Source organism: Nonomuraea muscovyensis (genome assembly GCF_014207745.1).
Lineage (GTDB): Bacteria > Actinomycetota > Actinomycetes > Streptosporangiales > Streptosporangiaceae > Nonomuraea > Nonomuraea muscovyensis.
In genome coordinates, this window is record NZ_JACHJB010000001.1 from 815,757 (window position 1) to 833,559 (window position 17,803).

At 73.4% G+C, this 17,803-nt stretch carries 15 protein-coding genes; 2 read left to right on the top strand and 13 right to left on the bottom strand.

Annotated features, from left to right (window positions below; translation table 11 throughout):
- Positions 1-65 precede the first annotated feature (65 nt).
- From FHU36_RS03875 to FHU36_RS03905, 7 genes are all read right to left on the bottom strand, one after another.
- Complete coding sequence (locus tag FHU36_RS03875) at positions 66-1,052, bottom strand: LacI family DNA-binding transcriptional regulator (RefSeq protein ID WP_185082423.1); 987 nt, start codon at positions 1,050-1,052, stop codon at positions 66-68.
- 247 nt (positions 1,053-1,299) lie between these two features.
- Positions 1,300-2,361, bottom strand: a complete 1,062-nt coding sequence (locus FHU36_RS03880; RefSeq protein ID WP_185082424.1) for a threonine aldolase family protein — start codon at positions 2,359-2,361, stop codon at positions 1,300-1,302.
- On the bottom strand, positions 2,343-2,972 hold the full coding sequence (locus FHU36_RS03885; RefSeq protein ID WP_185082425.1) for an SDR family NAD(P)-dependent oxidoreductase: 630 nt from the start codon (positions 2,970-2,972) through the stop codon (positions 2,343-2,345). Before FHU36_RS03885 ends, FHU36_RS03880 begins: the two co-directional genes overlap by 19 nt.
- Positions 2,969-5,035, bottom strand: a complete 2,067-nt coding sequence (locus FHU36_RS03890) for a DUF6421 family protein (RefSeq protein WP_185082426.1) — start codon at positions 5,033-5,035, stop codon at positions 2,969-2,971. The genes FHU36_RS03885 and FHU36_RS03890 overlap by 4 nt, the downstream gene beginning before the upstream one ends.
- Before the next feature lie 87 nt (positions 5,036-5,122).
- The gene (locus FHU36_RS03895; protein ID WP_185082427.1) at positions 5,123-5,779 is read right to left on the bottom strand and encodes a response regulator; all 657 of its coding nucleotides are present in this window, start codon (positions 5,777-5,779) and stop codon (positions 5,123-5,125) included.
- Positions 5,780-5,865: 86 nt separating this feature from the next.
- A complete protein-coding gene (locus FHU36_RS03900; protein ID WP_185082428.1) occupies positions 5,866-7,377 on the bottom strand; it encodes a serine/threonine-protein kinase in 1,512 nt (503 codons plus the stop codon).
- Positions 7,377-8,873, bottom strand: a complete 1,497-nt coding sequence (locus tag FHU36_RS03905) for a zinc ribbon domain-containing protein (protein WP_185082429.1) — start codon at positions 8,871-8,873, stop codon at positions 7,377-7,379. Before FHU36_RS03905 ends, FHU36_RS03900 begins: the two co-directional genes overlap by 1 nt.
- 107 nt (positions 8,874-8,980) lie before the next feature.
- Here FHU36_RS03905 and FHU36_RS03910 point away from each other — a divergent pair, with 107 nt between their 5' ends.
- The gene (locus FHU36_RS03910) at positions 8,981-10,999 is read left to right on the top strand and encodes a hydantoinase/oxoprolinase family protein (protein WP_185082430.1); all 2,019 of its coding nucleotides are present in this window, start codon (positions 8,981-8,983) and stop codon (positions 10,997-10,999) included.
- Positions 10,992-12,677 carry a hydantoinase B/oxoprolinase family protein gene (locus FHU36_RS03915; protein ID WP_185082431.1) on the top strand — a complete coding sequence of 562 codons (1,686 nt, stop codon included), beginning with the start codon at positions 10,992-10,994 and terminating at the stop codon, positions 12,675-12,677. Before FHU36_RS03910 ends, FHU36_RS03915 begins: the two co-directional genes overlap by 8 nt.
- Here the strand turns inward: FHU36_RS03915 and FHU36_RS03920 are convergent.
- The 6 genes from FHU36_RS03920 to FHU36_RS03945 form a co-directional block, all read right to left on the bottom strand.
- On the bottom strand, positions 12,674-13,291 hold the full coding sequence (locus tag FHU36_RS03920; protein ID WP_185082432.1) for a Uma2 family endonuclease: 618 nt from the start codon (positions 13,289-13,291) through the stop codon (positions 12,674-12,676). The genes FHU36_RS03915 and FHU36_RS03920 overlap by 4 nt on opposite strands.
- Positions 13,292-13,318: 27 nt before the next feature.
- Positions 13,319-13,960, bottom strand: coding sequence for an adenosylcobinamide amidohydrolase (locus tag FHU36_RS03925; protein ID WP_185082433.1), 642 nt, complete (start codon positions 13,958-13,960; stop codon positions 13,319-13,321).
- Positions 13,957-14,730 carry an ABC transporter ATP-binding protein gene (locus tag FHU36_RS03930; RefSeq protein ID WP_185082434.1) on the bottom strand — a complete coding sequence of 258 codons (774 nt, stop codon included), beginning with the start codon at positions 14,728-14,730 and terminating at the stop codon, positions 13,957-13,959. Before FHU36_RS03930 ends, FHU36_RS03925 begins: the two co-directional genes overlap by 4 nt.
- Complete coding sequence (locus tag FHU36_RS03935) at positions 14,727-15,698, bottom strand: FecCD family ABC transporter permease (protein ID WP_185084597.1); 972 nt, start codon at positions 15,696-15,698, stop codon at positions 14,727-14,729. Before FHU36_RS03935 ends, FHU36_RS03930 begins: the two co-directional genes overlap by 4 nt.
- A 62-nt stretch (positions 15,699-15,760) precedes the next feature.
- Positions 15,761-16,732 carry an ABC transporter substrate-binding protein gene (locus tag FHU36_RS03940; RefSeq protein WP_185082435.1) on the bottom strand — a complete coding sequence of 324 codons (972 nt, stop codon included), beginning with the start codon at positions 16,730-16,732 and terminating at the stop codon, positions 15,761-15,763.
- A 213-nt stretch (positions 16,733-16,945) separates the two neighbouring features.
- A complete protein-coding gene (locus FHU36_RS03945) occupies positions 16,946-17,791 on the bottom strand; it encodes a Gfo/Idh/MocA family protein (protein WP_312891425.1) in 846 nt (281 codons plus the stop codon).
- Positions 17,792-17,803 lie beyond the last annotated feature (12 nt).

Sequence of the window (17,803 nt, forward strand, 5' to 3'; positions counted from 1 at the left end):
GCGGGCGGGCCGCTCCTCCTTTCGCTGGTCTGTCCGGTCTGTCAGGTGGCGCGGGTACGGGCTGGTCAGCGGGGCGGTGGCGCGCCGGTGCTGTCGCGGACGACGAGTCGCGGCGGCACGAGGACGGCGGTGGCCGGCGTGCGCCCGGTCTCGATCTGGCCGACCAGGAGGGCGACGATCCGCTCCGCCACCACGTCGAAGTCCTGGCGGACGGTGGTGAGCGGCGGGGAGAAGAACGCGGCCTCGTCGAGGTCGTCGAACCCGGCGACGCTCACGTCGCCGGGGATGCGCCGCCCGGCCTCGGCGAGCGCGCGCGTCACGCCGAGGGCCATCTGGTCGTTGGCGGCGAGGACGGCCGTCACGCCGGGCCGTCGGGCCAGGTGGCGGCCGGCCTCGTAGCCGCCGGCGGCGCTCCAGTCGCCGAACAGCACCGGCGGCACCGTGGCTCCGGCCTCCGTCAGCGTGGCGTGCCAGGACTCGGCGCGACGCCGGGCGGCGTGGGAGTCTTCGGGACCGGCGACGTGCCAGACGGTGTCGTGGCCCAGGTCGAGCAGGTGTCGGGTGACGAGCCGGGCGCCGAGGGCCTGGTCGGTGTCGACCGTGGCGTGGCGGTGGCCGGCGTCGCCGTCAGCCGTCACGACGGGCACGCCGCTCGGCAGGCGCAGCGCCGGGGTGTCGAGGATCTGCGCCTCGATGAGCACGATGCCGTCGACCGCCTGCATGGTGAGCCGGTCGAACGCCGCGTGCACGGCCTGCTCGGTCTGCGCCTCGATGGCGACCATGTTGACGGTGTAGTCGGCGCGCTGGGCCGCCCTGACGACGGCGTCGACGGTGCGGGCGTTGCCGAAGTTGCCGAGACCGAAACTGATCAGCCCCAGGGTGCGGAACTGGCCGGTGACCAGCGCGCGGGCGGCGGTGTTGGGCCGGTAGCCGAGCACCCGCATGGCCGACAGGACCCGCTGCCGGGTCTCCTCCTCGACGTTGCTGCGGTGGTTGGCGACCCGGGAGACGGTCTGACTGGACACGCCCGCCAGCGCCGCGACGTCGGCCATGGAGGGCCGCCTCGGCGAGCGCCGCGCGCCTGCCGGTGGCGCCCCGTCTGCTGTCACCCGCCTGATGTTCACGTAAACATGGCCGCTCGTCAACAGTCTCCGACGGTTGGGGTATTTTATGCCGGTTCTATCGCTCGCACGTTAGCTGACGCAGCAGCCATCCGTGTTCACGTGAACATCCAACGGCCCGGAGACGACGGAGCGGCCGGCCCGGGGCGGTGTCACCCGGGGCGGCCGCTCCGCTCGGTCAGGCCAGCTCCTCCGCGACGGCGGCGGCGAAGGCGTCGACGTCCTCCTCGGTGGTGTCGAAGGCGCACATCCAGCGCACCTCGCCCGTCGCCTCGTTCCAGGTGTAGAAGCGGAAGCGCTTCTGCAGCCGCTCGGTGACGTCGCGGGGCAGGATCGCGAAGACCGCGTTGGCCTGCACCGGGCGCGGCACCTCGACGCCGGGCAGGCCGCTCACCGCCTCGGCCAGCCGCCGGCCCATGGCGTTGGCCCGCCGGGCGTTGCGCAGCCACAGGTCGCCCGACAGCAGCGCCTCGAACTGGGCCGAGACGAACCTCATCTTCGACGAGAGCTGCATGAACGTCTTGCGCAGGTAGTCGACGCCGGTCGCCGCCTCGGGGTTGAGCACCACGACGGCCTCGCCGTACAGCATGCCGATCTTGGTGCCGCCGAACGAGAGCACGTCAACGCCCGCGTCGGTGGTCAGCGCCCGCATCGGCACGTCGAGGGCGGCGGCGGCGTTGGTCAGCCGCGAGCCGTCGAGGTGGACGAGCAGGCCCAGGCCGTGGGCGTGGGCGCAGATCGCGGCCACCTCCTCCGGCGTGTAGACGGTGCCCAGCTCGGTGGTGTTGGAGATCGACACCACGCGCGGCTGGGCCCGGTGCACGTCGCCGAAGCCCCATGCCTGGCGGTCGATCAGCTCGGGGGTGAGCTTGCCGTCGGGTGTGGGGACGGTCAGCAGCTTGATGCCGCCCGTCACCTCGGGCGCGCCGCCCTCGTCGGTGTGGATGTGGGCGGTCTCGGCGCAGATGACCGCCTCCCAGTGGGCGGTCATGGCGCGCAGCGAGACGACGTTGGCGGCGGTGCCGTTGAACACCGGCCAGGCGTGCGCCCGCTCGCCGAAGTGCCGCCGGAAGACGTCCTGCAGCGCCTCGGTGTAGACGTCGTCGCCGTAGGCGATCTGGTGGCCGCCGTTGGCCTCGGCGATGGCGGCCAGGATCTCGGGGTGCACGCCGGCGTAGTTGTCGCTGGCGAACGCCTTGAGCGCGGGGTCGTGCCGGACGGTCACTGGGTGAGGTCCCATCGGATGCCGTTGACGTCGCCTGCCGGTCGCTCGTACAGCTCGCCGATCGCTCGGGCCAGGTCGCGCACGTCGGTGAACCCGGGGAAGCGCCCCTCGGGGTTGGCCGCCCGCATGGCGTCGTTGACCAGGGCCTTGACGACGAGGATGGTGGCGGCGCTGCCGGTGCCGCGCAGGGCGTCGGCCAGCGACAGTGTCCACGCCTCGGCCGCGGCCTTGGCGGCGGAGTAGGCGGCCCCGCCCGCCGTGGGCCGCTCGGCGGCCTTGGCGGAGACGATCACGAAGCGGCCGTCGGGGCTGCGCCGCAGGTGCGGCTCGAAGGCCAGTGACACGTGCTGGAGCGTGCGGATCAGCAGGTCGTGGAGCAGGTCCCAGTCGTCCAGGCTGGTTTCGGCGAAGGACTTGCCGCCGCGCCAGCCGCCGACCAGGTGCACCACGCCGTCGACGCCGCCGTGCTCCTTCTCGATGCGCGCGGCGAGGTCCTGGACGGCCGCGCGGTCGAGCAGATCAACGTCGTCCCGGTCGACCGCGATGACCGTGTGGCCCCGCTCGCGGAAGTGTTCGGACACGGCCTGGCCGGTGGGACCGCCGCCGCCCGTCACCAGAATGATCATCCGCGGATCCCCTTCGTCGACTCGACCACGTCGGCCAGCTTACGGCGCAGCGCCTCGTAGAACATGCTCAGGGGGAACTCGTCCGGCAGGACCGCGTCCACCTTGGCCTTCTGCTCCTCCGGCAGCGCCTCGACGCCCTTGGCCCAGGTCGAGGCCGGGTGCGGCTCGACATAGGCGCTGACCAGCTCGTAGGCGGCCAGCCAGTGGGCCAGCTTGGAGCGGTCGATGCTGTCGCGGTAGAGCTTCTCGACCTCGCCGCGCAGGTCGGCCACGCCGTCGGCGGCCCGCTCCCAGTCGATGGTGAGCCGGTTGTCGGTCCAGCGGACGATGTCGTTGCGGTGCAGGTAGGCGAACAGGAGCTGGCCGCCGAGCCCGTCGTAGTTGCGCACCCGCTCACCGGTGATGGGGAAGCGGAACAGCCGGTCGAACAGGATCGCGTGCTGGACGTGGCGGGCGTACGGCACGCCCTGCTCCTCCAGCTTGACGGCCTCGCCGAACGCGGTCAGGTCGCAGCGCAGTTCCTCCAGCGAGTACAGCCAGTACGGCATCCGCTGCTTGATCATGAACGGGTCGAACGGCAGGTCGCCGTGGCTGTGGGTGCGGTCGTGCACCAGGTCCCACAGCACGAAGGTGTCCTGGGCGAGCCGCTGCGACTCCAGCAGCCGGGCGGCGTCCGGCGGCAGGTCGAGGCGCAGGGTGGCCGTGGCCGCCGTGGAGACGGCCCGGAACCTGGCGGCCTCGCGGTCGGCGAAGATGCCGCCCCAGGTGAAGCGCTCGGGGGCCTGCCGCACGGCGACGGTCTCGGGGAACAGCACGGCCGAGTGGGTGTCGTAGCCGGAGGTGAAGTCCTCGAACGCGACCGGCACGAACATGGGGTTGTCGTAGCCGCCCGCCTCCACCTCGGCCAGCCAGCCGGGCCAGATGGTGCGCAGCCAGACCGCCTCCAGGTTGCGGTTGGGGTTGCCGTTCTGGGTGTACATGGGGAACACCACCAGGTGCTCCAGGCCGTCGACCCGTTGGGTGTCGGGGTGGAAGAGGTTCAGCGAGTCGAGGAAGTCGGGCACGTCGAGGTCGCGGCCGGCCCACGCGGCGAGGTCGGCGCGCACGGCCTCCAGGTAGGCGGCGTCGTGCGGGAAGTGCGGCGCCAGCTCGCCCACCTTGGCGGCGATCACGCCGACGAGCTCCTTGGCCCGTTCCTTGCCCTCGGGCACCGAGCCGTCCTTGACCTGCAGCGGGCGCAGCTCCTCGACGGCCGCCTTGAGCTCGGCGAACAGCGCGGCCTTGACGCCGTCGCCGCCGCCCGGCGCGGCGGCGGCCGGGTCGGGGACGCGGGCGGCCCAGGTGACGACGTTCCCCCAGAGCCTGCGGTGGTCGTGGTCGTCGAGGGAGTCGTCGCCGAACAGGTCGGAGTCGGCGAAGACGACGACGCGGCCCCGGCTGTGGCGCACGGAGACGGCCAGCGGGGCGGCCGCCGGGGCGGCGGACGGCCCGGTGGCGAACAGGACGGTCGCGTCCTCGCCGGGGACCAGCACGCCGGAGCGGTAGAAGCAGGCGCTCTTGACGCCGGCCAGCAGCCCGTCGGTGGTGGCCGGCCGGGCGACGACCCAGGTGGCGACGTCGCGGTGGGCGTTGCGGGGGTCGCGGACGGTGGTGTGCCCGATGCCGACGCCGAACGGGGCGAGCAGTTCGGCCAGGTTGTTGCCGTACTTGTCCTGCTCCTCCTCGGCCAGCACGACGAGCCCGCCGCCGCCGGCCACGAAGTCGCGGACGGCGTCGATCTCCGCGGCGGAGAAGACGGGGCTGCCGAGCCCGGTGGTGCGCTCCCAGTGCTCTCCCGCCGGGTGCGCGATGACCAGGACGTCGTGCCCGGCGAGCGTCTCGGCGGTGAGCGGGCCGGCCGTGTGGGCGGTCACCGTGTGCCCCAGGTGCCGCAGCAGCGCGGCGGCCCGGGCGTAGCTGTTGTCGTCGGGGTGGGCGGGGTTGATGGCCTCGGCCACCTCGCGCCGGATCGTCCACGACTCGCTGTGCGCCTCGTCGAACAGGACCCTCGGGAAAGCCTGCATGAAAGATCTCCTGTGTCTCCCGCGTTCTAACGGAAAATATACACACAGGTCAGCCGAAAACCCCAAAAAAGGTCCACAGGATGAGACTCAGGTCACGCCGGGCCGCACCACCCCCGTCTCGTAGGCGAACACGACGGCCTGCGCCCGGTCGCGCAGGCCGAGCTTCATCAGCACCCGGGCCACGTGCGTCTTGACCGTCGCCTCGCCGACGTACAGCTCCCCCGCGATCTCGGCGTTGGTGATGCCACGCGCCAGCAGCCGGAGCACCTCCAGCTCGCGCGGGGTCAGCTCCGCCAGCCGGGGCGACGGCGCCGGCTCGCGCCGGCTGGCGAAGGTGGCGATCACCCGGCTGGTCACGGCCGGGTCGAGCAGCGCGTCGCCCGCGTGCACCACCCTGATCGCCTCGATGAGCTGCTCCGGCGGCGACACCTTCAGCAGGAAGCCGCTGGTGCCCGCCTGCAGCGCCGCGTAGAGGTTCTCGTCGCTGTCGAACGTGGTCAGCGTGATCACCTTCGGCGGCGAGGGGGCGTCGAGCAGCTCCCTGGCCGCCGACAGCCCGTCGAGGCGCGGCATCGAGATGTCCATGAGGACGATGTCCGGCCGGGTCCGCCTGGCCACGGCGATCGCCTCACGCCCGTCGGCCGCCTCGCCGACCACCTCCATGCCGGGCTCGGTCTCGACGATCATGCGCAGCCCGGCCCTGATCATCGCCTGGTCGTCCACGATGACGATGCGTATTCCCACAGGCGGAGCGTAGACAACGCCACGGGCGTTGAACACCCAGGTCAAGCCGTACGCAAGTCACTTACAAGCTCGTCGTCAGTCGCGGCTCACGACAGCCGCACGCTCTGCCTCACCCGGGCCTGGGTGGTGTCGTCACAGGTGTTCCTGGCGCAGAAGTACAGCAGCAGCAGCGGCTTGGGCTCGCGTTCGACGACGTAGCCGACGAAGCCCAGCCGGGCGCCGCTCTCACGGTCGGTCAGCGAGCCGAGGTAGCGCGTGGCCGGGGCGTCGCCCGCCTGCTCGGGCACCGGGCCGCTGACGTCGATCTTGCCGGGCAGCAGCCCTTCGAGCATCGCCTTCATCTGGACGTCGGTGGCGGTGGTGCTGAGCGTGTCGGAGAGCTGCACGTACACGCCCGTGGCGCTGTCGGGCTCCTCGGTGATGATCGGCGCCACGTTCGTCCAGTCGGCGCCCGCCCCGGAGACGAACAGCGACTCGAAGTCGGCGGCCCGCGGCGAGGCCAGCGCGAACAGGTCCTCGTGCGTGCGCACGGTCCAGCCCTCCGGGTACTCGAAGCTCAGCGGCGCTGCCGGGGTGCTCTGGTAGCGGGCCCACGACTCGCCCCGCTGGCTGACCACGACCAGCACCACGAGGACGAGAGCCGCGACGGCGGCGGTGATCGTGGCGGCGATGACGGGCAGCCGGCTCCCGCGCCCCGTACGGCCCGTGCCGCGGCGGCGGGCCGGGAAGGCCGCCGCCACGGGGACGGCCTCCGGCAACCCGCCGCTGATCGCGTCGCGCAGCGCGGTGACGAACGCCGAGCAGTTCGGGTAGCGCCGCTCGGGCGACTTGGCCAGCGCCCGGGCCATCACCGCGTCCACCTGCGGCGGCAGCTCCGGCCTCATCTGCGACAGCGGCGTGGGCTGCTCGGCCAGGTGCGCCCACAGCAGCGCGATGTCGTTGTCGCGCTGAAAGGGCAGCCTCCCGGCCAGCGCCTCGTAGACGACACAGGCCAGGGCGTACTGGTCTGCCCGGCCGTCGATGTGCTCCTTGTTGATCTGCTCGGGCGACATGTAGCGGGGCGTGCCGATGAACTGGTCGGTCTGGGTCAGCCCGGAGATGGACGTGCGGTGCTTGGTGATGCCGAAGTCGGTGAGGTACACGTGGTCGCCCGCCAGCAGGATGTTGGCCGGCTTGACGTCGCGGTGGATCAGGTCGTGCGCGTGGGCGGCGTCGAGCGCGGCGGCCACCTGGGCAAAGATCTGGTTGGCCTGCCCGAGCGGCAACGGGCCCCGGTCGTTGATGAGGCGGCGCAGGTCGAGCCCGTCCACGTAGCGCATCGCGATGTAGAGCACGCCGTCGGCGTCGGTGTTGGCCTCGTAGATCGGGATGATGTTGGGGTGCTCGATGCTGGCGACCGTCCTGGACTCCAGGATGAACCTCTGCCGGAAGCGGTCGTCGACGCTGAGCACCGGGTTGAGGATCTTCAGGGCCACGCGGCGGCTGAGCCGGGGGTCGAGCGCCAGGTAGACGACGGCCATGCCACCCTTGCCGACGATGTCCTCGATGAAGTAGCCGGCCACCTCCTGGCCCACGAGCGATCGGTCGTTGGCGTGCATCACGTCTCGCTGGGGTGACCGCAGTAGCCGCAGAACCGGTGGGCCGGCCCCAGCCGCATCCCGCACGCCGTGCAGTAGACGACCGGGCTCTCCGGCGGGGAGTCGGGGGCGGTCAGCACCTGCTTCTGCTGCGGGATCACCGCGAACGGCTGGGAGCGGCGCACGACCACCGTCTGGCTGGCGCCCTCGTCGGGAGGCGGCGAGGGCTGCGTGGCGACCGGCGGTGGGAGCTCCTGCTCCGGCTCGGGCGTGCGGCCTCGCCGCCAGAGCAGGATCGCCCCGAGGGCCGCCACCACGAACAGCACCCCGGCTGCCACGATGAACGGCCACAGCGGCATCGAGCCGCCCGACGGCGCGACGGCCCGCCGGGCGCCCAGGTCCTCGGGGCCGCCGCGCCTGGCCAGCGACTCCTTCAGCAGCGCGGCGGCCACCACGTTGCCCGGGTAGAGCTCCAGCACGCGCTGGAAGCCCGGCGCGGCCTCGGTGAAGTACTTGGTGTGGTAGCGGGTCAGGGCCGCCTCGAACGCCGCGTCGATCGCACCCCGGCGCGGGGCGACCCCGGCCTTGGTCAGCGCGCCGGTGACCTCGCGGACGCCGATCATCCTGGCGTCCTTGCCGCCGCCGATCAGTATGCCGATCACGTGGCCGTCCTTGTCGCCGATGACGGGGGCGCCGCGCATGCCGCGGTCGGCCAGGCCGCCCAGCTTGACGGGCTCGTCCACCTTCTTGTCGGGGTCGAGGAACGGCCTGCCGGTCTCGCCCGTCCCGCCGCCCCTGCCCAGGTGGGCGATCTCCACCGTGTACGGCACGTCCGCCCCGGGCCGGCCGAGGAAGCCGGCCACGCCGACCGGCGAGCCCTGCGCCTCGGGCACCTTGTCGGCGAGCGGCGCGGTGGGCAGGCCGACGCTGCCGACGACCCGGCTTGACGTCATCAGCACGGCCGGGCTGTCGGGCCGCGGCCCGGCCTTGACCAGGTCGGCCTTGAGTCCCTTGGGGTCGGCGGGCGAGACGTTGGGGAAGACCGTGATGTCGGTGGTGACGTCGATGATGCAGGTGGCCCGCGACGACAGGGGCGGGTAGCACTGCTTGAGGTGCCGGTCGAGCACGTCGTCCTTGAGCGAGTGCCGCTCGAAGTCGGCCGGGATCTTCACGTCGTGGTGCTCGGCGAAGATCTTGTTGGCCGCGTAGACCGCCACGTCCTGCTCGCTCTTGACGGTCCGGGTGAGCGTGACGATGGCGCCCTCGGGACTGACGACGGTGCCGGTGCCGGCGCCGATGGGCACGTCGTAGGAGCGCTCGACGTGGACGAGATCGCCGATGTGGTCGAGGAGCGTGATGTCCACGTGCGCCGTGGCCTCGACGCGCACCACGGCGGGGGTCACCAGGTCGGTGATGCCGCTCGGGTGGTCGTGCGCCATCGCGGGCAGGGCGGCGGGCAGCACCGCCATCGCCAGGGCGAGCGCCGCTCCACCGGCCAGAGCTGTGAGACGCGCCATCGCCGCTCCCGGTTTCGCAAGGGATATCACAAGGGTCCCCATCAGCTGCCGTAAGTCAAGAGACAGCAAAATAGACAAGCGCTTGCTTGACTGGCTACCGTACGGAGATGGGGTACGCGATCGGCGTGGACGTCGGCGGCACCTTCACCGACGTGGTCCTGCGCAGCCCCGCGGGGGCGGTCACGGTGGCCAAGTGTTTGAGCACCCACGACGACCCCATCGTGGGGATCGCAACGGGCGTTACGCGGGTGCTCGGCGACCTCGACCCCGCTCTCGTCACCCGCGTCGTCCACGCCACCACGCTGGCCACGAACGCGGTGCTCGAACGCAGAGGCGCGCGGGTGGCCTTCGTCACCACCCGCGGGTTCCGGTCGGTCGTCCCGCTGGGGCGCTACGCCCGGGTCGAGGAGGACCGCTACGACCTGCGCTTCACGCCGCCGCCCCCGCCGGTGGACCCGGCCGACTGCTTCGAGGTGGTGGAACGGGTCTCGGCGCGCGGGGAGGTCATGACGCCGCTCGACCCCGGCTCCGTACGGCGGGCGGCCCGCGAGATCGCCCGCCGCGGCATCACCTCGGCGGCCGTCTGCCTGCTGCACTCCTACGCCAACCCGGCGCACGAGCGGCAGGTGGCGGCGATCCTGCGCGAGTCGGTGCCGGACGTCGTCGCCTCGTCGCAGGTGTGGCCGGAGATGCGCGAGTACGAGCGGGCCACCACGACCATCATGTCCGCCTACATCGGGCCGCTCATGGCCTCGTACCTGTCGCGGCTGCGCGACCGGCTGGCCGAGCTGGGGGTGCGGGCGCCGGTGCACGTCATGGAGTCCGGCGGCGGCGTCGTCTCCGCCGAACTGGCCGCCCGGCGGGCGGTCGCGACGATCGAGTCGGGGCCCGCGGCGGGGGTGCTGGCGGCGGCGGGCGCCGGGTTCCCGGACGTGATCTCGTTCGACATGGGCGGCACCACGGCCAAGGCGTGCGCGGTGCGCGGCGGCCGGCCGGAGGTCACGCACGAGTTCCACGTGGGCGGCACGGGCAGCTTCGGCGGCCGGCGGGCCGGCACCGGGGTGCCGATCAAGACGCCCGCCATCGACCTGGCGGAGGTGGGCGCGGGCGGCGGCAGCATCGCCTGGCTGGACGCGGCCGGGGCGCTGCGCGTCGGCCCGCGCTCGGCCGGCTCCTCCCCCGGCCCGGCCTGCTACGGCCTCGGCGGCGCCGACCCGACCGTGACCGACGCGAACCTCGTGCTCGGCTACCTCGGCTCGGCGACCATCCCGCTGTCGCCGCCGCTCGCCGAGAAAGCCCTGGACCGGCTGGCCGGGCCGCTCGGCGTCTCCCGGGCGGAGGCGGCGCTCGCGGTGCACACGATCGTCAGCGCCGCGATGGCCTCGGCCGTGCACGTGGTGACCGTGCAGCGCGGGATCGACCCGCGGGGGTTCGCGCTGGTGGCCTCCGGCGGGGCGGGCCCGATGCACGCGGCGCGGGTGGCCGGGCGGTTCGGCATCGGGCGGGTCGTCGTGCCGGCGCACTGCGGGGTGGCGTCGGCGGCGGGGCTGCTGGCGGGCGCGCTGTCGACCGACCGGGTGCTGTCGCGGCTCGACGCCGCCGACCCGGCCGGGCTCCTGGACGCGCTGGCGCGGGAGGCGGCCGGCGACCTGGGCGTGTCACCGGCCGATCCGGGGGTGCGGGTGGAGCGGTCGGTGGACGTCCGGTTCCGGGGGCAGTCGCACGAGCTGACGGTGCCGTGGAGCCCGTCGCCGGAGGTGCTGGAGTCGGGGTTCTTCGCGCGGTACGCCCAGGTGTACGGGATCGAGCAGCGGGGCGAGGTGGATCTCGTCGGCTACCGCGTCCGTGTCACCCTCCCCCCGCCCCCCGCCCCGCCGCCGGCCGCCGCGACCCCGACGACCCCGACGACCGCGCCGCCCCCGGGCACGCGGGCGGCGTACTTCCCCGAGCTGGGCGGCTACACCGCCGTCCCCGTGCACACCCGCGCCGGCCTGCCGGCCGCGCTGCCCGGCCCGGCCGTCGTCGAGGACCCGGAGTCCACGATCGTCGTGCCGCCCGGCTGGACCGCTTCCCCCGGCTCGGCCGGAGCCGTCCACCTGCTGCGCGAGGAGGCCCCGGATGCGTGACACGCTGACCGCCGAGGTGCTGCGCAACGCGCTCATGGTCGCCGCCGAGGAGGCCAGCATCGTCGTGGTCCGTTCGGCGTACTCCACGTTCATCGTCGAGGGCTCCGACGCCTCCGCCGCCATCCTGGACGCGCGCGGGCGGCTGGTCGCGCAGTCCGTGGCGACCACGCTCATGAACAGCATGGCGCTGCGGGCCGCCCTGCCCGAGCTGCTGAAGGACGTCCCGCCCGGCACGATGTCGCCCGGCGAGGTGTACGTGCTCAACGACGCCTACCGCGGCGGCGTGCACACCAACGACCTGCTGGTCTACCGGCCCGTCTTCGCCGGCGGCGCCCCGGCCTACTTCACCGCCACCATGATCCACGTCTCGGACCTGGGCGGGCTGTCCGCCGGCGGCATGGCGCCGCTGGCCACGGACGTCTTCCTCGAAGGGCTCCAGCTCCCGCCGGTCCGCCTGGCCACCGCCGCCGGCCTGGAACCCGCCGTCGAGGCGATCCTGCGGGCCAACAGCCGAACCCCGGACAAGGTCATGGGCGACGTGCGGGCGCTCGTCGCCGGCACGGCCGTGGCCGCCGCCCGGCTGGGCGCCCTCATCGGCGAGTATGGCGAGGCCGGCCTCGCCGCGGGGATCGACGACTACCTGGACCACACCGAGGCGATGACCCGGGCGGCGCTGGCCGAGCTGCCCCGGGGCCGGTTCGAGGCGGCGTACCCGATCGACGACGACGGGATCACGCCCGGCGTGGCGCACCACGTGCGGGTGGCGGTGACGGTCGGCGACGGCGGCGTGGTGGTGGACTTCGCCGGGACCGGCCCGCAGGTGCCGGCGGCGATCAACGCCTCGGCGTCCCAGTCGCTGGCGGCGGCCGTGTTCGCCGTGCGCTGCTTCCTCGACCCGGCGCTGCCCATGAACGACGGCTGCCTGCGCGCGCTCGACGTGCGACTGCCGGAGGGGTCGCTGCTCAACGCCCGCTCCCCCCACCCGTGCGGCGGCCGGTACGTGCCCATCTACGCGGCCATGGAGGCCGTCTTCCAGGCGCTGTCGGACGCCGTGCCGGAGCGGGCCATCGCGGCCAGCGGCATCCTGCAGCCGTTCTCGATCGCTGCCGTGGGCGCGCCGTACTGGATCCACCTCGCCTACGACTTCGGCGGCGTCGGTGCGCGGCAGGGGCTCGACGGGCCGGACGCGACGGGCGTGCACTTCGGCATCGGCCGCAACTCGGTGCCCCAGGCCGAGCCGGTGGAGAGCCGCTGCCCGCTCGTGGTGGAGTCGATCGAGACGATCCCCGACTCGGGCGGACCCGGCCGGTGGCGGGGCGGGCTCGGCTCGCGCACCGTCTACCGGTTCCTGGCCGAGTGCCACGTCACCACACGGGGCGACCGCCTGCGGCTGCCCCCGCCGGGCCGCGACGGCGGCCTGCCGGGACGGGTGGGCGGCTTCCTGCGACGCGGCCGGGACGGGCGGCTGGAACGGCTCGCGGCCAAGGTGAACAACGTCCGCTTCGCGGCGGGCGAGGCGTTCGTGGTGGAGACGACGGGCGGCGGCGGCATCGGCCCGCCCGGGGAGCGCGATCCCGGGGCGGTGGCGGCCGACCTGGCGTCGGGCCGCGTCACCCGGCGGGGCGCCGAGGAGGACTACGGGGTCCGGGTCACGGCGGACGGCTCGCTCAGCCGCTAGGCGATCAGATCGGCGGGGTCGAAGCTGATGGTGTACGGCTGCTGCAGGGTGACGACGGTTCCGGCCTTGTACGCGACCGGCGGTCCGTAGGTCTTGCCGTCGAGCTCGTAGACGTAGAGGGCGGGGCCTTCGGCAAGCTCGATCCGCCAGTAGGAGGGGATGCCGACCGCCGCGTAGGCACTCGCCTTGAGGGCCCGGTCGCGCCCCTGCGTGCTGGGGCTCACCACCTCTATCGCCAGCCGGACATCGCTGGGGGAGAACATCAGCGGAACAGACTCCACCGATGCCTTCGGCACCACCACGATGTCGGGGATGTAGTAGTCCTTGTCACTCACCCGCAGATTCACGGTCGTGAGCGGCACCAGGTCCGGGGGGCTCGCTCGTCTCAGCACATAGAGCATCTCGGTGATGGCGAGCTGGTGCAGGGGGGTGGGGGCAGGGCTCACCAGAAGGCTCCCGTTGAAGAGCTCATAGCGGTTCCCGTCGTCGGGGAACTTGAGCAGGTCGTCGACAGTGAAGGGTGGCACGCCGGGAAGGACCGTGCGCCCGGTGGTCGGTTCGGTCGTCGCCATCGCGGTCACCTGCTCATTGTCGCGGATCTCGCCTTCGCCCACATGCTACTTCCCCATTTTCCGTGACCGTCAGTCACGGCCGTGCCACTCTTCGGCGCCGCGGCGGACGGCGGCGTGGACGGCGCGGGCGAGGCGGGCGCCCCAGGTCGAGCGGGGCCCGGCGAACGGCTCCTGGGGCCCGTCCGCGCGGACCGCTACGCAGACCGCGTCCGAGGCGGTGCCCGTGCCCGGGTAGCCCACCTCCACCAGGGCCTGGGTCTTGGCCTCCGTCACCGTCATGACGGCGTTGACCAGGGCGGCGTCGGTCATCGCGACCGGTAAGGCGGCGATGATGTTGATCGTGCCCGGGCGGGGCGACAGCATGGGCGCGAGCTCCGGGTCGGCGGCGCCCTCGGGGGCGGCGGCCCAGGTGGGGACGCGCAGCCCGACCGTGGCCACCGCGCGCACCCCGGCGTCCTCCGCCACGACGTGCCGGCCGACCTCGGCGGCCGTCATCATGCCGACGCCCTCCCCGGGGGGCGCCAGCGAGGCGAGGTGGTCGGCCGGGTCCATGCGCGCGTAGCCGGCCACGACCTGGGCGTTCAGCACCCAGGCGCGCCGCCCGATGCCGCCGCCGAGGATGGCCGAGGAGATCATCCGCCAGCCCGGCCCGAACTCCCACAGCAGCGCCCCCAGCCGCGCGCCGTCCTCGACGCGATGGGTGAGCTTCACGGTCCTCCCCTGACGAGATGGACGACGGGCCGCCCGTCGGGGCCCGGCTCGATCGTGACATGGGCGCCGAAGTGCGCGCCGACGAGGGTTTCGGTGAGCACCTGGCCGGGTTCGCCGACGGCCACGGCGCGGCCCGCGGCGAGCAGGAGCAGCCGGTCGGCGTACAGGCCGGCGACGGTCAGGTCGTGCAGGGTGGTGACGACGGTCAGGCCGTCGGCGAGCCGCAGGCGGTCGACGAGTTCGAGCACCTGCTGCTGGTGTCCGAGGTCGAGGGCGGTGGTGGGCTCGTCGAGGAGCAGCACGGGCGCCTGCTGGGCGAGCGCCCTGGCCAGCACGACGCGCTGGCGTTCGCCGCCGGACAGCTCGCCGGCGCGCCGCGCCGCCAGGCCGGTCAGGTCGAGCCGGTCGAGCACGGAGGCCGTGATCTCCTTGTCGCGGCGGCTCTCCCGGCCCAGGTACGGGATGTACGGGGTGCGGCCCAGCAGCGCGTACTCGAACACGGTCATGTCGGGCGGCAGGGCGGGGGTCTGCGGCGCGTACGCCACGAGGCGGGCCCGCTCGCGCGGCCGGAGGGCATCGCCCGGCCGGCCGTCGAGGATGACCTCGCCCCGGTGGGCGACGAGGCCCATCACGGCCTTGACGAGGGTGGACTTGCCGGCGCCGTTCGGGCCGATCACGGCCAGCCACTCGCCGCGCCGCACCCGCAGCCCGACCTCGGTGAGCACCTCGCGCTCGCCGAGGCGCACCGACAGGGCGTCGGTCTCGATCATGTGGCGGCCTGCCGGGTCATGCGAAGCACGGCGACGAAGAACGGCGCGCCGACGAACATCGTCACGACCCCGATGGGCAGCTCGGCCGGGGCGATGACGGTGCGCGCGATGAGGTCGGCGACGACGAGGAACGCCGCGCCGCCGACCAGCGACAGCGGCAGCACCCTCCGGTACGAGCCGCCGGCCAGCCGCCTGACCACATGCGGCACGACGATGCCGACGAACCCGATCAGCCCGCTGACGGCGACGGCCGCGGCCGTGGCCAGCGAGGCGGCGAGCAGGACCACGAACCGGACCCGGCCCGCGCGTACGCCGAGACTGGTGGCCTCCTCGTCGCCCACGGACAGCACGTCCAGCATCCGCCCGTGCAGCAGCAGCAGGACGGAGGAGACCGCGGCGTACGGCAGGACCAGCCAGAACTGCGCCCAGCCGCCGCCCACGTCGCCGAGGATCCAGGCGTAGATCCGCTGCAGCTCCTCGACCTTGAACTGCTGCACGAACGTCTGGATCGCGGTCAGGAACGAGGTGACGGCCACCCCGGCGAGGACCAGCGTGGCCGTGCCGCCCGCCGTGCCGCCCGTTCGGCCGGCGGTGTTGCCCAGCGTGTACGCCAGCAGCACCCCGCCGACGGCTCCGGCGAACGCGGCCACCGGGATGGTGGCGGCCGGGGCCGGCAGGAGCACGATGGTCACCGTGGCCGCCAGACCCGCGCCGGCGGCGGCGCCCAGCAGGTAGGGGTCGGCCAGCGGGTTGCGGAACACGCCCTGGTATCCGGCCCCGGCCAGCGCCAGCAGCCCGCCGACCACGGCCGCGACGAGCACGCGGGGCAGCCGGATCTCGTACAGCAGGCCCTGCTCGACGGGGGCCAGGCCGGAGTCGGCGTGCACGAGCGGCAGCCAGTCGACGACCTGGAGCACCACCTGCCAGGGCGAGATGTCGGCGGCGCCGCCGAGCAGGCCGGCGACCATGGAGCAGGCCAGCACCGCCAGCGCCCCGGCCCCCCACAGCGGCCCGGCCCCCGAACGGCGCACTACGAGCCGGCGGCCTTGGTGACGGCCGCGCCGATCGACTCGGCGAGGTCCACGACGCGCGGCCCCCAGCGCGAGGCGATGTCGTCGTCGAGCTGCACCACCTGGTCGTCCTCGATGGCCGACAGCTTCTGCCAGCCGGGCCGCTTGGCCAGGGTGTCCTTGCTCTGCCCGCAGCACTTGACGTCGGCCAGGAAGATCAGGTCGGGGTCGGCCTGGGCGACGAACTCCGCCGACAGCTTGGGGTATCCGCCGGCCGCGTCGGGTGCCTTGTCGGCGATGTTGGTCAGCCCGAACAGGCCGTAGATCTGGCCGATGAACGTGCCGGACGTCGCCGCGTACGGCGTCTGGTCGAGCTCGTGGTAGTAGGTGAGCTTGGGGCCCTTGGGCGCGGCGGCGGCCAGCTCACCCAGTTTCGCCTTCATGCCGGCCACGATCTCCTCGGCCTTGGCCTGGTTGCCGGTGGCGGCGCCGAGGTCGGCGATCTCGTCGTAGGCGTCCTCCAGCTTGGCCGGGGCCGGCTCCTGCAGGACGGGCACGTTGAGCTTGCCCAGCTCTCCGACGATCTTGTCGATGTCGTCGGAGACGATGACCAGGTCGGGCTTCTGGGCGACGATGGCCTCGACGTTCGGCTTGAAGCCGGACAGGGCGGTCTTGGGCGCCTGCGGCGGGTGGTTGGACTGGTCGTCCACGGCGATGACCTGGGGGCCGGCGCCGATCGCGAACAGGGTCTCGGTGTGGGTGGCCGAGAGGGAGACGATCCGCTCGGGCTTCTTGGCCAGGGTGACCTTGCCGTTGGCGGCCTCGACGGTGACCGGGAACCCGGCCTGCGAGGCGGTGGACGAAGCGTCGGCGGAACGGGCGGAGGAGGGGGCGGGAGACGAGGGCGCCGAGGAGCCGCTCTGGCCGCATCCGGCCAGGACGGCGAGCGTTCCCAGCAGCGCGCCCGCGAAGGCCGTGCGTACGGGCCTCACGAGAAGTCCTTTCACACTGTCGGAACCGAGAGACCCGCAAAATCGCGACGGATCACCCTTTTCCACGAGGGTTGATGACGTCGGCGCAGAGGCAGGCGACCTGGCTATGACAGTTGCGGGACAGCGCCGGACTCGCACCGGACTTCGCTGCAGCACTGCGCGTCGGACAAACGCTATCAATCCCCCGTACGCGCCCGGCGTCAAGGGTCGGGGTCACCGGGATCGCAGTTGCTCCTCCGCGTCGGCGATGATCCGCTGCAGCCGCAGGCCGCGGGCGGCGTCGAGGGGGTGGCCGCCGCCCTGCCGCACCGTGCGGGCGAACTCCTCGGCGACGGTGGCCAGCGCGTCGTCGTCGGACGGCCGGAGCACCGCGCTGCCGCCGCGGCCGTGGACCGCGAACGACGACGGCGGCGTGTCGCCCGGGACGGTCATGCACAGCGACGCCTCGCTGACGGCGCCTCCCTCGTGGTCGAGCAGCAGGCCGGTCCAGCCGAGCGGGTGGCCGTGCGCGCGCACGCCCGTCACGGGGCCGAGGGCGGCGTCGAGCAGGTCCACCACGTGCGGCCCCACGTCGAGCAGCGCGCCGCGCTCCAGCCGCCACGGCGTGGCGAACGGATGGTCGCCCAGCAGCACGCCCGAGATGTTGGCGGCGTGGCCGCCGAACGGCTCGATCTCGGCGCAGCGGGCCAGGAACTCCCGGGTGCCGGCGGCGTAGCGGAGGGTCAGCACCATCTGCGAGGCCACCCCGGCCTCGGCGATGGCCGCGACCAGCCGTTCGGCGTTCGCCAGGGAGTCGGCGAGCGGCTTCTCCAGCAGCAGCGCCTTGCCCGCCCGCGCCGCGCGGACGCCGATCTCGGCCTGGACCGCGGGCGGCACGCAGAACGCCACGGCCTCGCAGGCGTCGAACAGCTCCTCGACCCGCTCGAACACGGGCGCGCCGAGCCGGGCGGCGGCCTCGGGGCGGCGCGCCCAGACTCCGGCCAGCCGGGTGTGCGGGCCGGCGGCCAGCATGGGGGCGTGCGCCAACTCCGCCCACGGTCCCGCTCCGACCAGTCCCACCGCCACAGGTTC